We start from the raw sequence: 13,572 nt of genomic DNA on the forward strand, positions 1-13,572 counted from the left end.
CGGGGTCCCGCCATCCGGACAGCGCGTGTCCCTTTTGATCGCGCACGTCTCAGTTTCCGCCGCTTGACGAGGCGCCCCGCACCCGTTTCATCAACGCCCGCACGACACCGACGAGTTCGGCCGGCTCGAACGGCTTGGCCACGAACGCGTCCACCCCCACGTCCAGCCCGGCCTCCACCTCGGGGCGGCTGCAGGCGCTGACTATGGCGAGAGGCACATCACGCGTCCCCGGGTCCGATCTCAGCCGCGCCGCCGTCCCGAGCCCGTCGAGCCGCGGCATCACGACGTCCAGCGTCACGACGTCCGGCCGCACCTGATGGATCACTTCAAGACACTCGGCACCATCGGCCGCGGTCACCACCTCGAACCCTTCCAGCTCGAGATTGACCCTGATCAGCTGCCGGATCGCCTCACTGTCGTCCACGACAAGGATCCGGCCGGAAGCGCCCGCCACAACTAGAGAGTAGGCACGGCGTGCACTCCCCGTCCCGGTTTTCCGCACTTCCGCCCGTACCGGACAGGACACGGAGTGCCTCCGGGCCCGCGCCGGCCACCCCGGTGAAACCCGTGCACGACCACCCGCGATGAGCTGGTAGTGTTCTACCCGTCACCGCGACGAACGCGAACGCGGACGACACGCCCCCGTAGCTCAGGGGATAGAGCAACGGCCTCCGGAGCCGTGTGCGCAGGTTCGAATCCTGCCGGGGGCACGCAGCAGATCTCATGGCGATCATCCGCCTGACCTGCGAGTGCCAAGCATGAAGGGCGGAACCCAGTCCCACTGGGTTCCGCCCTTTGTCGTTGCTGCGCACTGGTCGCACGTCCATGACGTGTCGGTCATGCGCCGTGTTGGGCAAATGATCAACCTGCTCTCCGACTCTTCGCGCTGGACCAGCGGGACTTCCGGGCCATCAAGCCCTTCACGCGGGGATTCGCCACATTCCGTGTCCTACCCGCCGACGTCTGAGCCGTGAACAGCTCGGTGTTGCGCCTTGCTGCTCCGTGCTGTCGCTCAGCCAGCTTGCGCGCTCCTACCACCAGCAGTCGATACCGTCCATGTCCGATCTGACGACCGGATCGGTGATCGTGCCGATGATCCGTAGGGCACCGGTTTCCTCTCCCCAGTCCAGTTCGTACGCACCCTCTTCGACAGGCCGGTAACCGTCATCGACGGTCCAGGATCCGGCCGTGCCAAAAGCCAGACCGGTGCGTCCCACCGCGAACACCTCGCCGTCGCCGATCACGAGGAAGGATGTCTCACGGACCACGGCCGTGCAGCCCTCCGGGCCCTCCGGGTGCAGCACGTGGTACTCCGCGGAGACCAACAGGTCGGCGGTTGCTTCCAAGACGGTGCCGAGCACTGCCGTGACGATCAGCAGAGCGCTCGTCCGCCGGGCCCACTCGGCTTGCTTCCGCGGGAGCCCGAGCGGCGAAGTGCCATCCCTGCGCCTCCTTCGGGTGAATGCCCACCGGAAAACGAGCACCGCGACGAGGAGAGCCGCACTCACGCCCCAGCCGGGGATCACCCGCCCCTGGACGACCAGCAAGAGGCTGCCCCAAGCAGCCACGGCAGCGAGGACCAGACCCCCGATCACCACCGTGGTGAAGGTCGCCGGCGACAAAGCCCTATTGCGTCGGGCACGGACTTCGGTCATGACAGGGAGGACGCTCCGGCCTCGGCGACAGTTGCGCTGTGGCGCGGAACCGGAGGCAGCCGGTGTCTGCGGTTGACCGTCCGGTTGCCGTCATTGCTGCCCTCCGATCCACCTCCTGCCGCGTGAGTCCAGCCGGGTGGATCGCGACGAGGCGATCCCCGGCCGCCTCAGGTCTTCCGGAAGACCGGCGGGACGCGTTCCATCACCGCCCGGCCGGTCTCGTGCAACGCATCCGCGTGGGCAGGCCTCCACGGGGCCGGGGTCCGCCTGTCCATGACGGGCCCGAAGTTCCCCTGAGGTTCCCCCGGGATGCGGTTCGGCGTAGCGGCACAGCAGGGCCTCCACATTGTTGCCTGCATCTTCTTCGGCGACCTTCGCCAGATCGACGCCGGTGTTCGGTCACGTCGGGAACGCCGAGTTACGCAGGCCGTACAGCCGGAAGGCGAGCAGGGGGTGTCAGCAACGCTTCGAAATGGGTTGCAGCTCCCTTTCCGCGCCGGCACCGCTTTTCAGCCGTCACCTATACGCAGACGCGCGACCAGGCAGACACGGCGGCACCCTCCCTCTGGTGGCATGGAGGGCATGAGCGATCCCACCCGGAAGTACTCGATCACGATGCCCCGGGACATCGCCGAGGCCGCCCCCACCCGTAGCGGCCCCTCCGGCCTGTCCGCCTGCGTCACCGCCGCCGTCGCTCTCCGGGGCACCCGGCGCTGCTGCCGCCACCTGACGGGCCCCCGGGTCGGAAACCGTGCCGTGTTCAGCCGCCCGCGAGGGCCACGAGCTTGATGAAGATCAGGTCCGGGTCGGTGGTGAGGTCCACGACTTCGTCGAGGTGGTCCACCTGGCGGTCGCCGGCCAGGACGAAGAAGCCGTTGGCGAGGAAGGCGCGTTCGGCGATCTCGGCCTGGCGTTGCCAGTCGATGCGGCGGGGTTCGCGGAGGCGGTGGCCGCCGGGTTCCGTCTCGGCGTCGTCGGGGCGGACGAGGCCGGTGAAGCGGTCGCTGGGGCGGGCGTTGTGGCGGGTGACCTCCTCGCGGATCCGGAGGGTGATCAGCTCGCGTACGGTCATCCGCTCCGGCAGGCCGGTGACCTGCCATGCGGTGACCGGCCTGCCGGTCGCGGTCTCGTCCCGGAAGGTCACGGTGGCCATCAGGCGCCTCGCTCGATCTGCGTGAGGATGGACGGATCGGTGATCTTGGTGTCGGCGGCGAGCAGGAAGGCCTTGCTGAGGATGAGGGACAGCCGGTCGTCCTCGAAGGGGAGGAAGAGCTGGTTGGTGCTCCTGGTCGCCGGGCCGGCCGCCGGGACGATGCAGAGGTAGCTGTCGTCCGGTTCCATGAGGATGTTGGCCGAGCCCATGTGGATCTTGTAGGTGCGTAGGTCGCCGCGGACGACGAGGAAGCGGCCGGCGAGGGTGCACCGGTCGGCGATCTTCAGGCGGGGCAGGATGCGTTGCAGGGCGTCGCGGCGTGCCTCGGCGCTCTCGGTCAGTTCGGCGAAGGAGGCCCGTTCCCAGTAGGTCCGCGGGGGGCCACCGTCGGTCCAGTCGGGGTCGGCGGCGATCGAGGTCACGCCGACGAAGAGGTCCACGTCGCGCATCGCCTCGCTGAAGAGCAGCGGCGGGACGTCGGTGAGCGGCGTCTCGCTCCAGGTGCCGTCCACCCGGCGGTGGAAGCGGACCTGGTCGGTCGAGGCGAGTTCGTCGTCGCCCGCCTGGTCGGCCCAGGTGTGGAAGAAGCGGACCCGCCACTCCCCCGCCGCGAGGGTCCGCTCGGCGTGGGCGTCGTCGCCGCCGTCCCAGGGGCCTAGCAGGTCGCTCTTCCATCCCCGGGCCCGGAACAGGGCGAACATCCGGCGGTAGTGGACGAGGTGCGCGGCGAAGCGGTTGGAGTAGACGCGGGTCTGCTCCTCGGCCGGGGTGAGGCGGTAGACCTCGCGGAACGCCTGCTTGAAGGGTTGCCGGATGTGCCGCTCGGTGAGCAGGTCCCGCCAGGCCCGCACGCTGTCGGGGTCGGAGCGGAGCGGGTGCCACAGGCGTACGCGGGCGTCGTCGGCTACGTCGAGGGCGTCCAAGTCGTCCAGGGCGTCGGAGGCGTCGGGCCCGTCCGTCTCGGGGAGCACGGCCCGCCACTCGCCGGGGGTGGCCTCGACCTCCCAGATCAGCCTGCGGACGAGGGTCCGGGCGAGGGGGTGTTCCACGAGTTCGGCGCGCCACCAGCGGTAGGGGTGGGTGGCGTCGACGGTGAAGCCGCCCTCCAGCGCGCGGGTGAGCGTCGCGAGGTGGGCGTTCACGCGTTTCACCAGGTCGCGCAGCTCCGTGACCAGGGCGGGGTGTTCGCGGCGCACCGCTGCGGGGAGGCTGCGGAGCGGGCGGCCGTCCTTCTCCCAGGTCAGCGTGGCGGTCTCGGCGACCGTGACGACGGCCTGGTGGTCACCGGCCGGCCGGCGCAGGACGCCGCCCGCGGTGGAGCCGCTGAGGGTGGAGCCGCTGTCGGTCACGGTCTCGAAGCCGAGCCTCGGCAGTCGCAGTGCCACCTCGGTGCGCTCGGCCAGGGCCGCGTCCACCTTCTTGAGCATCTTGTCGAGCTGCTTGGGCACCCCGGCGTGCCGGACGGTCCGGCGCACGGTGCGGATCGCGGTCGCCAGTTCGGGCGTCGGGAACTCCTGCGCGGCGCGGACCACCTCGTACAGGAGGGCCTGGGAGGGGAGGGTCTTCGCCGACGCCGTCGGGGCGAGGGCGACGCCGGGCAGCAGGCGGTCGAACAGCTCCGGCAGCCACGGCTCGTCGCGGAGCAGTGCCACCCTCAGGGCGTTCCCGAGCGAGATGATCTCCCGGTCCGTGAACGCCTTGTCCGCCTGGTAGGGGATCTCGCCCGCGGCGATCGCGTCGGTGCGGTCGGCAGCCGCTTCCAGCGCACGGCGGGCGAACGCCACGTAGGCGGGGTTGTCGGCCGACCTGCGCCACGCGTCCAGGGGTGCCGAGGTGAACTTGTCGTTCCGGTCGGTGCCGGACAGCAGGGTCTGTTCGGCGCGGGGCAGGCCGGCGATGACGGCCATCTCGTCGGCGACGATGGACCCCACGTCGCGGGAGAGACGCCGCACGGCCGCGCGCAGTGTCACCTGGCCGGCGATCCGGGCGATCGCGAGCAGTGCGTACGGCTGGCGCACGGTTTCCTTCCCCAGGCAGAGTTCGACCAGCTCACGGGCTTGTTCGGACACGTCGGGCAGCGGGCCCGCGCAGTGTTCCAGCGCGCTCAGGCCCAGGGTGAGGTCGGCCCAGCCGCGTGTCCCGCACTTCTCGACGAGCGCTTCGAACAACCGGCGGCACGCGTCGGGCGTGTAGGACGGCTGTCGCTCCGCGGCCGCGTTCTCGATCGTGTGACGGATCGCCGTGGCGTGCGGGGTGGCGGGCATGGGTGCCGCGTAGGCCGTGACGACCAGGCTGCCGAGCTGCTCGTCGGAGAGACGCGTCAGGTCCGGGTGCCTGTCCTGGCCCTCCGTGGTGAAGTCGGGGTCGGTGAGCGCGCGCGTCAGCAGGGCTGCGAGGTCCGTCGGGTCGGCAGCGTGCCCGTCCGCCGGTCCCACGCCGTCGAGCGGGTCGTTCCTGTGGCGTGCGGCCGCCGCCGAGTCGTCGTACAGCATGGCGGGATGCTGGCAGGAGGCACTGACAATCCGACGGTGAACCCGGATGACGATCCGACCGGCACCCGGCCGATGATCCGCGATGCCGTATCAGGGCGCTCCCGGTGTTCGTTTCGGGCCACCGGGCTTGAGGGCCGGGACATCACGGTGGTCCACCTGGCGCTCCTCGGCGAGGAAGTGCCGGAGGAAGTCACCCAGGGCTGACCTGCCGGATGACGGTCCACTCCGCGTCGCCGGATCCTTCACCATCAGATGTCGACCTCAGCGCGTAGCGTTTTGCCCGGTCCCCCGTCCGTACGCGGTACCACCGCCCAGCGGCTCGCCAGCGCTGAGACCAGGCAGAGGCCGCGGCCCGACTCCGCGTCCCGTTCGGCCGGCAACGAGGGTGACTCCGGCGGCATGCGGTCGCCCCGAGTGTCCGTCACTTCCACTCGTACGAGCCCCGCGGCTTGGTCGAGCCACAGGCACAGTCTGAAGTCGCGGCCGGGCACGCGGCCGTGCGTCACCGCGTTCGCGGCGAGCTCGGCGACGATCAGGGTCACCGTGGTGTTCAGGTCGGATTCGTAGGGGTGGCCCCAGGCGTCGAGCCGCTGGGAGGCGAGTCGGCGGGCCAGGCGGGCGCCGCGCGGTGTCGAGGTGAACGCCATGCGGAACTCCCGGACGGGCTGCAGCGGTCGATGGGTCTCCCCGGATGGGTGCGTTTCTGTCGTCATGGCCTTGAGCGTGGTCCGGCGTGCGTACCGTGACCAGCGTCGACACCCATACACAGCGTGACTGTGCCACCGCGTGGGGTGGCCTGTCGGGGTGCTGGTGGGCGGGAAACGGGGAGAACACGATGACGCAGATCCCGGAGCAGACCGTCGCGCGACGGAGCGAGGACCCGGCCGACGAGCTGCTGCGGTCGTTCGGCAGGCAGATCAAGATCCTGCGGGAGCGGGCCGGTCATACCCAGGCCGCACTGGGGCAGCTCCTCGGGTACAGCGAGGCGCAGATCGCGGCGATCGAGCAGGGGCGGCGGATTGCACGGCCCGACACGATCGACCAGCTGGATCAACTACTCGACGCCGGGGGCATGTTGCTGGCGATGAAGCGGCCGGTGGCGTTGACGCGGTATCCCGCCTTCTTCCGTGACGCTGCGCGGATCGAGGAGGAGGCCGTTGAGTTCCACGCGTATGCGGCGCTCGCGATCCCGGGGCTTCTGCAGACGGAAGGGTATGCGCGGACCATGTTCACTGTTCGCCGTCCTCGTCGCAGTGAAGCCGAGATCGAGCAGATGGTCACCGCGCGCATGGCACGGCACAAGATTTTCGAGCGGTTGCCGGCACCAACGCTCAGCTTCTTGATCGAGGAGTCCGTGCTGCAGCGGCCCTACGGTGGCGTCGGCGTGCTTCGTGAGCAGCTGGAGCACCTTCGGCTCATGGGCGAGAACCCCAGTGTGGAGATCCAGGTCATGCTCACCCGAAGCGAGGATCACGCCGGTGCGGACGGCCCGTTCACGTTGATGACGCCGGCGGGCGGGGAGCAGGTCGCCTACGTCGAGAGCCAGGGCAGCGGCCAAGTCATCACCGACCGCGAAACCGTACGCATGATGGCGGTGCGGTATGGAATCCTGCGAGCCCAGGCGCTGTCGCCTGCCCAATCGCTGCGCCACATCGAGAAGTTGCTGCAAGGAGAGCTATGAACACCGAGCAGTCCCATGTCCAGCCCCTCACATGGTTCAAGAGCAGCTACAGCGGCGGCGAGGGCGGCGAGTGCGTTGAGGTCGCCCCCACTCCCGCCATCATCCGCATCCGTGACTCCAAGGCTCCGGCCCACGGCACTCTCACCGTGCGCCCCCACGCATGGTCCGCCTTCCTCGGCCTGGCACGCCAGGACTGACCGAAACGCGACTCGCCGGTCAGCCATGCCCTACACCTGGTCTGACTGTGCAGAGCCGTCTCGGCGGCATCGCACAGGTGTTGGTGGCGCCCGGGGTCGGAGACGACCAACAGGCAGGGACCCGGACAGGTCTGTTCGGGCACAAGAACTGTGGGCCGAGATCCAAAGAGGATCTCGGCCCACAGTGTTTGGTAGCGGGGACAGGATTTGAACCTGCGACCTCTGGGTTATGAGCCCAGCGAGCTACCGAGCTGCTCCACCCCGCGTCGTTGTGTCTTGACCGTACGGCATGGGCGGGGGAATGGCGAATCGGTTATGGCGGATTGCGGTGTCGAAGGGGGCAGGGCAGGGCGGTCGAGGCCCGGGAGGGGTGGGGCTTGGGGGCGGGTTTCAAGGGCTTGGGGCACCGGGGCGTGGGTCCCTGAGTTCCGGGAAGTCGGGACGCTCCAAGATCAAAGAACTGGGGGAAAGAAACGCCTGCCAAGCCCCTCCCCGCCTCCCCGTCGCGGTCGGGCGGGGCGGTGGCCGGCGCTCACACGGGTGAGTGAATATGCCTCAGATCGGGCGGGGTTGGGTGATTCGCGGGGCTACTCTCGGCGCAGACAACCGCAGACATGAGACGACCCCCGCCGGGACGGGCATCCCGGGCGAGGGTCTGACCACCGAGGAAGAAGAGGCTTCCTGATGGGTGCAATGCATCTTACTGGGCGGGTGCGTGACGCCGCCCGAGGCGGCGGTGTGGTCCACGAGATGCACCGCCACACGACGCACTTCACCGTCGTGGGCAATCACTTGGCGCAGCACGATGATCTGTCGCTCACGGCGATCGGGCTGGCCGTGTACGTCCAGTCCCTGCCGTCCGGGACGCCCATCGGCATCAAGGCCTTGGTCAGCCATCGGCGTGAGGGCGCGGTGCGGATCGCGGCAGCGTTGAGGGAGCTGGAGGAACACGGCTACCTGCGGCGGGAGAAGGTCCGCATCGCGGGTGGGCGGATCGTCACGCGAACCGTGTACTGCAACAAGCCGGATGCTGCTGCCCGTCGTGCGGTGGTGGAGACGCGTGAGGGGGCGGTGGCGCAGGACTGGGCCACCTCAGCTGCTCATACCGTTGTCGATGCCGATGCCGAGAGCGATGTCGGTGTCGGCTCGGCTGTGGTGACGTCCTCGTGCGCGGCGTCCTCCGAGGCCGGTTCTGCCTTGCCGCAGCCGGTTGTCGAGCAGCCGGAGGCCGCCCCGGAGACGGCGTCGAAGGTCGTGTCGGCACAGCCGCGGCGCGAGCGCAAGAAGCGCAAGCCGTTGCCGTCCGTGCCACAACCGACGTTTTCGCGGCCGGAGTTGGAGGAGCGGGCCGTCGAGTTGCTCACGGGGCTGCGGAGGTACGTGCCCGAGCTGCGGTTCACCGCGTGCGAGGTCGAGCACCTCACGCCCGGGGTGGTGGCCTGGCTGGAGCGTGAGGTCGCTTCCGGGGAGATCCGCCGGGCCCTGTTCACGGGGCTGCCGGAGGGCGGGCCGCGGTGGCCCGCGGCGTTCGTCGCGTACCGGCTGCGCGTGGACCTGCCGGCGCCGCCACCGCTGCGTCCGTCCGCTGCCGCGGCCCTGGAATCGCCACCGGTGCGGCATCCGCTGCGGAACTGCGAGGAGTGCGACCGCGGTTATCGCGGGCCCGACCCGCAGCGGTGCCGGGAGTGTGCCGGCGTGAACGCGGGGTTGGCGGCCGTCGCATAGGGACGATCGGTTCCCTGGCGGGGCTGGATCCGTGTCCGGCGCCTGAGGAGCGCGGCGCCTGACGTCCGGCACCGGGCAGACCGGGACCTCACGGTTGTGTGCGGTGTGCCTGCTTGCCCGCGCTTCTTCCCGCGCCTTCGTTCCGGCCCGCGCCGGAGCCGGGCAGCAGGCGCTCGCCGTCTCCGGGAGTCCCGCGGGGTCACCCGGGAGACCGTCGGACGCATGATCGAGTTCTAGACTGCCGTTCTGGCCGGCGCGAGCGGGCGGTCGGGGGAGGAATGGGTCGATGAGCCAGGTGACGGAGGTCTTCCGGCCGCTGCAGGCGGATGATCCGGCCGAGGTGGCGGGGTATCGGATCGCCGCGCGGCTCGGCGCGGGCGGCATGGGCGTGGTCTACCTGTCGCACACGCAGGGCGGACGGCCGGTGGCGCTCAAGGTCGTACGGCGGGAGCTGGCGGACGACCCGGACTTCAGGCGGCGGTTCGGCCGGGAGATCAAGGCGGCCCGGCGGGTCCGGGGCGCGTACACCGCCGAGCTGATCGACGCGGACGCGGACGGTGTGCCGCCGTGGCTGGCCACGCTGTACGTGCCGGGGCCGTCCCTGACGGAGGCGGTGGCCCGGCGCGGGCCGCTGCCGGTGCCGGCGGTGCTGTGGCTGATGGCGGGGGTGGCCGAGGCGCTGCAGGCCGTCCACGGGGCGGGCATCGTGCACCGGGACCTGAAGCCGTCGAACGTGCTGCTGGCCGCCGACGGGCCCCGGGTGATCGACTTCGGCATCGCGCTGGCCGCCGACGGAACCGCGTACACGGCCACGGGCGGCGCCATCGGCACGCCCTCCTTCATGGCCCCGGAGCAGGCGGTCGGCGACGAGGTCACGGCGGCCACCGACGTCTTCGCGCTCGGGCAGACGGCGGCGTTCGCGGCGCTGGGCCGGCCCCTGTACGGCGAGGGTTCGGCCATCAACGTGCTGTACCGGATCGTGCACTCCGAACCGGACCTGTCGCTGCTGCCGGAGCCGTTGCGGCCGCTGCTGGCCCGGTGCCTGGCCGCCGACCCGGCGGAGCGGCCCACTCCGGCGGAGGTCGTGGAGTGGTGCCAGCAGCGGCTGGGGGCGGACGCCGACGGGGGCGGGGCTCCGGCCGTGTGGCGGGACATCACCGGGCCGGAGGTCGCGGTGCCGGCTCCGGTGCCGGCACCGACCGTGGTGGCCCCCCGGCCGTCGGCCGACCACTGGCAGCCGCCGGCCGGCTGGCGGCAGCCGACGCCGGAGGAGCGGAAGGCCCGCAGGCGGCGCACGGCGCTGATCACGGCCGTCGGCGTGGCGGGCGGGGCACTGCTGGTGACGGCGCTGGCCTGGAAGATCGGCGACGTGCAGGGCGGGCTCGGCCGCCTGGGCGCGGCCGACTCCACGAAGTCCGCCGCGGGCCCGACCGGGCGGTCGTCGGCCTCCTCGTCGGGTTCGGAGGCGGGGTCCTCGTCGGGCGCCTCGGACTCGTCCGCCCGGGAGGCGGCCGGCGACGGCACGTCCGAGGGCTCGCGGCCCTCCTCCCCCGCGACGCCCGAGGAGCCCGTCGCCACCCCGTACCCCTCGGTGTGGGTGGACGCGAAGAACTCGGTGAACCTGAAGGACCCGCACGAGCAGTTGAAGAACGGCAAGGGGGAGATCCGCTTCGGCTGCGAGGAGGTCGGCTGTGAGCTGAAGAGCGACACCGCCGTGTTCATCCAGGTCGCGGGCGGGCCCGGCGACGGCACCTTCGACACGTGCCGTTTCCTGCTCGCGCACACGAAGGCCCACACCCTCCCCCTGGCGGGGTCGGCGAACGGCAGTGAGATCTGCGTCAAGGACTCCGACGGGAACATCGGCCTGCTGGTGATCCAGACGAAGTCGACCGCGATGCCCGAGGTCGCCTTCCTCAGGGGAGAGATGACGGTCTGGCGGAACGCGGCCTAGCTGCGGGGGTGCCGGGTTTCAGCCCCGGCCCTTCTGTGCCTGCGGGTGTGCGGGCTTGTTCTTCTTGGCCGCCTCGGCCGCCTCGTTCTTCCTGTCGGAAGGCTTCGTGGCGCCGTCCGGGGCGGACCCCGGGTTGTCGGCCGCGTTGTCGGACCCCGCGTTGTCGGACCCCGCGTTGTCGGACCCCGCGTTGTCGGACCCCGCGTTGTCGGACCCCGCGTTGTCGGCCGCGTGCCGGGGGCGGTTGGGGAGTGGGTGGCGGGATTCGCCGCCGTGAGGGCGGACCTGTGCGTGGTTCGGCGGGGCCGCCTGGTCGGAGGGGCGCGTGTCGGTGGAGGCGGGCACCGTTCGGGAACCGGTGTCCGGGGCCGCGCCGTCGCGTTCCCCGGGAGTCGCCGTGCCGGAGGGCCGGTCGGCGGGGGCCGCGGCGGTCGAGGTGGGGTCGTCGCTGGTCCCGCTGGTGCCCGGGGCCACGGCGACGGTGGTCCCCAGGGCCACGGAGAGCGCGGCGAGGACGGTGCCCACGGCCAGGCGGCGGCTGCGGTGCCGGGGGCGGCCCACGGGGGCGGTCCGGGTGACCGCCGCTTCGTCCGCGTGCGGCGATGCGTGGGCGGCGTGGGCGGCGTGGGCGCCCGGGGCGGCGGCCCGGTGCGCGTGGCGGCGGGTCGCCTGCGGTGCCGGCAGGGGTGCGGGGTGCGGGTCGCCCGTGAGGTGGAGGGCGGCGAGGGCCGTAGCGCACTGTTCGGCGTCCGGGCGGGACTCCGGGTCCAGGGCGGTCATGGCGCGCAGCAGGGCGGTCAGCTCCGGGGACACCCAGGAAGGGATCTCCGGCAGGCGGTGGACGCGGGCGATCGCCGCCTCCAGGAAGGTGCCCTCGTACTCCGGTGCGCCTTTCAGGCACTCCAGCAGGACCAGGCCGAGCGCGTAGACGTCCGCGGCCGGCCCGATGCGCTTGCCCTCGACCTGCTCGGGCGCCAGGTAGGCGGCGGTGCCGGTCAGGACGTCGGGGGCGGTGTGGCGGGTGGTGTCCACCAGGCGGGCGATGCCGAAGTCGGCCAGGTGGGGGTCGCCGGCCGCGTCGAGGAGGACGTTCGACGGCTTGACGTCGCGGTGCACGATGCCGGCCCGGTGGACGTGGGTGAGGGCCCGGGCGAGGGCGGCGCCGAGGCCGGCCACGCGCCGCTCGGGCAGCGTGCCGTCCGCCAGGAGGCCGCGCAGGGTGGGGCCGTCGACCAGCTGCATGACCAGGTACGGGCGCTCGTCGTGGTGTCCGACGTCGTAGACGGTGACCAGGCCGGGGTCCTGGAGGCGGGCGAGGAGGACGGCCTCGACCGCGAGGCTGTCCTCGGTCCGCGCGTGGGGGCCCGGCCGGAAGATCTTGACGGCGACGGGCCGGCGGAGGCGCGTGTCGACGCCCTCGTAGACGTCGGCCATGCCTCCCGCCCCGATCTTCTCGCCCAGGCGGTAGCGGTCGGCCAGGAGTTCGTCGGGCCACGGGTCCGCGGGAACCGGCGCCTGGGGCAGGGCTGCTGTTCGGCGGACCGTCATCTGGCTCTCCGTTGCTGTCACCGCGTACCGGACCGGGCCCCCCGATGGGAGGCCGTGGCGAAGCGGGTACCCCGGGAGGGCGTCGAATATCCGGACGAAGTCGGCGCGGTGTCCCGGAGGGGGCGGAACCGTGGGGTCGCCACGGGGGCCGCGGCAGGGTGCCGGCGGCCGGCCCGGAGGGTGAGGAGGGCGGCGGCCGGCCCGGAGGGTGAGGGGGCGGCGTGCCGGGCCGGCGGCGCGCCGTTCACGGTCGCCGCGACGCCTCCCGTTCCAGGTGTGCGGTGCGCACGCGGTTCCACAGGGCGGTCCGCGCGGGGGCGTCGACGTCGGCCAGGTCCAGGCGGAAGACGCCGGTGAGGACGTCGTACCAGTCGTCGGCGGAGTCGATCGTCCGCTCGTCCGTGCCCCCGGCGTCGATCCGGCGCAGCACGAGGCCGCGCAGCGCGTCGACGCCCTTGGCGTCGCGGCGGTGGACGGTGAGGACCCGGACGAAGCCGGAGTCGGGGGAGGTGGACAGCCGGAGGTGTTCCGCGGTGAAGGAGGGCAGCTCCACGGGGTCCGGCGCGAAGTCCATCGCCGTGAACGAGCCGCGCGGGTCGTGGGTGAGGCGCCAGCCGCCGGGGGTCGCCGTCGACGGGGCCAGGGTGTAGGTGAACGGCCCCTGGCGGTACGTGCCCTCGCGCAGCGGCAGGGGCTCGTGCAGGGCGTCGCCGAGGCCGGTGTCGACCAGCCACCGTTCGCCGCCGAGCCGCACGGTGAGCGCGAGGTGGTCGCCGGAGGCGCCCGCGGGGTGCCCGGGGGTGGCCTGCACCCCGGCGCGGTGCAGGGTGACGTCGTGGCCGAGGGCGGTCAGGAGGGTGGCGAAGGCCCCATTCAGGTGGAAGCAGTAGCCGCCGCGGCCGCGCAGGACCCGGGCCACGGATTCCGCGGCGCCGATGCCCGTCGGCCGTCCCAGGTGGATGTCGAGGTTCTCGTAGGCGACCCGCTCCACGTGCGCCCGGTGCAGTGCCCGCAGCGACTCGGGGGTGGGGGCCGCCGGCCGGGCCACCCCCAGCACGGCCAGATAACCGTCGACGTCGATCATGCTCCCCCTCCGCACCCCGCACCCCCGTTCGAACGGATGGTCAGCATAGTGGCCGGTACCGGCCATACGGGTGGTCCGTGGAGGAA

The 13,572-nt window shown here is 71.9% G+C and carries 12 protein-coding genes, 2 tRNA genes and 1 pseudogene; 7 read left to right on the forward strand and 8 right to left on the reverse strand.

All coding sequences use genetic code 11. The features are described 5' to 3' along the window. Positions 1 to 49: 49 nt before the first annotated feature. On the reverse strand, positions 50 to 526 hold the full coding sequence (locus A2U95_RS06100; RefSeq protein WP_166021198.1) for a response regulator transcription factor: 477 nt from the start codon (positions 524 to 526) through the stop codon (positions 50 to 52). A 112-nt stretch (positions 527 to 638) separates the two neighbouring features. On the opposite strand from A2U95_RS06100, the gene A2U95_RS06105 reads away from it, so the two are divergent. Continuing rightward, positions 639 to 710, forward strand: a tRNA-Arg gene (locus A2U95_RS06105). 321 nt (positions 711 to 1,031) lie between these two features. On the opposite strand, the gene A2U95_RS06110 is transcribed toward A2U95_RS06105, so the two are convergent. Further along, positions 1,032 to 1,655, reverse strand: coding sequence for a hypothetical protein (locus tag A2U95_RS06110; protein ID WP_166021199.1), 624 nt, complete (start codon positions 1,653 to 1,655; stop codon positions 1,032 to 1,034). Positions 1,656 to 2,237: 582 nt separating this feature from the next. Here A2U95_RS06110 and A2U95_RS32480 point away from each other — a divergent pair. Next, positions 2,238 to 2,351 (forward strand): annotated as a pseudogene (locus tag A2U95_RS32480) (CopG family transcriptional regulator); the annotation flags it as partial. Between the two features lie 64 nt (positions 2,352 to 2,415). Here A2U95_RS32480 and A2U95_RS06120 read toward each other — a convergent pair. Beyond that, positions 2,416 to 2,808, reverse strand: coding sequence for a hypothetical protein (locus A2U95_RS06120; RefSeq protein ID WP_166021200.1), 393 nt, complete (start codon positions 2,806 to 2,808; stop codon positions 2,416 to 2,418). After that, the gene (locus A2U95_RS06125) at positions 2,808 to 5,300 is read right to left on the reverse strand and encodes a DUF4132 domain-containing protein (RefSeq protein WP_166021201.1); all 2,493 of its coding nucleotides are present in this window, start codon (positions 5,298 to 5,300) and stop codon (positions 2,808 to 2,810) included. The genes A2U95_RS06120 and A2U95_RS06125 overlap by 1 nt, the downstream gene beginning before the upstream one ends. 6 nt (positions 5,301 to 5,306) lie before the next feature. Between A2U95_RS06125 and A2U95_RS06130 the strand changes: the two genes are divergently transcribed. After that, entirely contained in the window at positions 5,307 to 5,504 is a 198-nt protein-coding gene (locus tag A2U95_RS06130; protein ID WP_166021202.1) for a hypothetical protein, read from the forward strand. A 44-nt stretch (positions 5,505 to 5,548) separates the two neighbouring features. Here A2U95_RS06130 and A2U95_RS06135 read toward each other — a convergent pair whose 3' ends face one another. Further along, on the reverse strand, positions 5,549 to 6,013 hold the full coding sequence (locus tag A2U95_RS06135; RefSeq protein WP_166021203.1) for an ATP-binding protein: 465 nt from the start codon (positions 6,011 to 6,013) through the stop codon (positions 5,549 to 5,551). A 122-nt stretch (positions 6,014 to 6,135) separates the two neighbouring features. Between A2U95_RS06135 and A2U95_RS06140 the strand changes: the two genes are divergently transcribed. Together A2U95_RS06140 and A2U95_RS06145 are read left to right on the forward strand one after the other, a co-directional pair. Then, entirely contained in the window at positions 6,136 to 6,981 is an 846-nt protein-coding gene (locus A2U95_RS06140; RefSeq protein WP_166021204.1) for a helix-turn-helix domain-containing protein, read from the forward strand. Continuing rightward, positions 6,978 to 7,178 (forward strand): DUF397 domain-containing protein, encoded by a 201-nt coding sequence (locus A2U95_RS06145; RefSeq protein WP_166021205.1) that lies wholly within the window; start codon positions 6,978 to 6,980, stop codon positions 7,176 to 7,178. The genes A2U95_RS06140 and A2U95_RS06145 overlap by 4 nt, the downstream gene beginning before the upstream one ends. A 189-nt stretch (positions 7,179 to 7,367) precedes the next feature. On the opposite strand, the gene A2U95_RS06150 is transcribed toward A2U95_RS06145, so the two are convergent. Next, positions 7,368 to 7,444 (reverse strand) — tRNA-Met (locus A2U95_RS06150). A 472-nt stretch (positions 7,445 to 7,916) separates the two neighbouring features. Here A2U95_RS06150 and A2U95_RS33540 point away from each other — a divergent pair. Together A2U95_RS33540 and A2U95_RS06160 are read left to right on the forward strand one after the other, a co-directional pair. Beyond that, entirely contained in the window at positions 7,917 to 8,903 is a 987-nt protein-coding gene (locus tag A2U95_RS33540; RefSeq protein WP_166021206.1) for a helix-turn-helix domain-containing protein, read from the forward strand. 286 nt (positions 8,904 to 9,189) lie between these two features. Further along, positions 9,190 to 10,854, forward strand: a complete 1,665-nt coding sequence (locus tag A2U95_RS06160) for a serine/threonine-protein kinase (RefSeq protein ID WP_166021207.1) — start codon at positions 9,190 to 9,192, stop codon at positions 10,852 to 10,854. An 18-nt stretch (positions 10,855 to 10,872) separates the two neighbouring features. Here the strand turns inward: A2U95_RS06160 and A2U95_RS06165 are convergent, their stop codons facing one another. Together A2U95_RS06165 and A2U95_RS06170 are read right to left on the reverse strand one after the other, a co-directional pair. Beyond that, on the reverse strand, positions 10,873 to 12,402 hold the full coding sequence (locus A2U95_RS06165; RefSeq protein WP_206282824.1) for a serine/threonine-protein kinase: 1,530 nt from the start codon (positions 12,400 to 12,402) through the stop codon (positions 10,873 to 10,875). Between the two features lie 244 nt (positions 12,403 to 12,646). Continuing rightward, complete coding sequence (locus A2U95_RS06170; protein WP_166021208.1) at positions 12,647 to 13,486, reverse strand: arylamine N-acetyltransferase family protein; 840 nt, start codon at positions 13,484 to 13,486, stop codon at positions 12,647 to 12,649. Positions 13,487 to 13,572 lie beyond the last annotated feature (86 nt).

Source organism: Streptomyces chilikensis (assembly GCF_001642695.1).
Taxonomy (GTDB): Bacteria; Actinomycetota; Actinomycetes; order Streptomycetales; family Streptomycetaceae; genus Streptomyces; species Streptomyces chilikensis.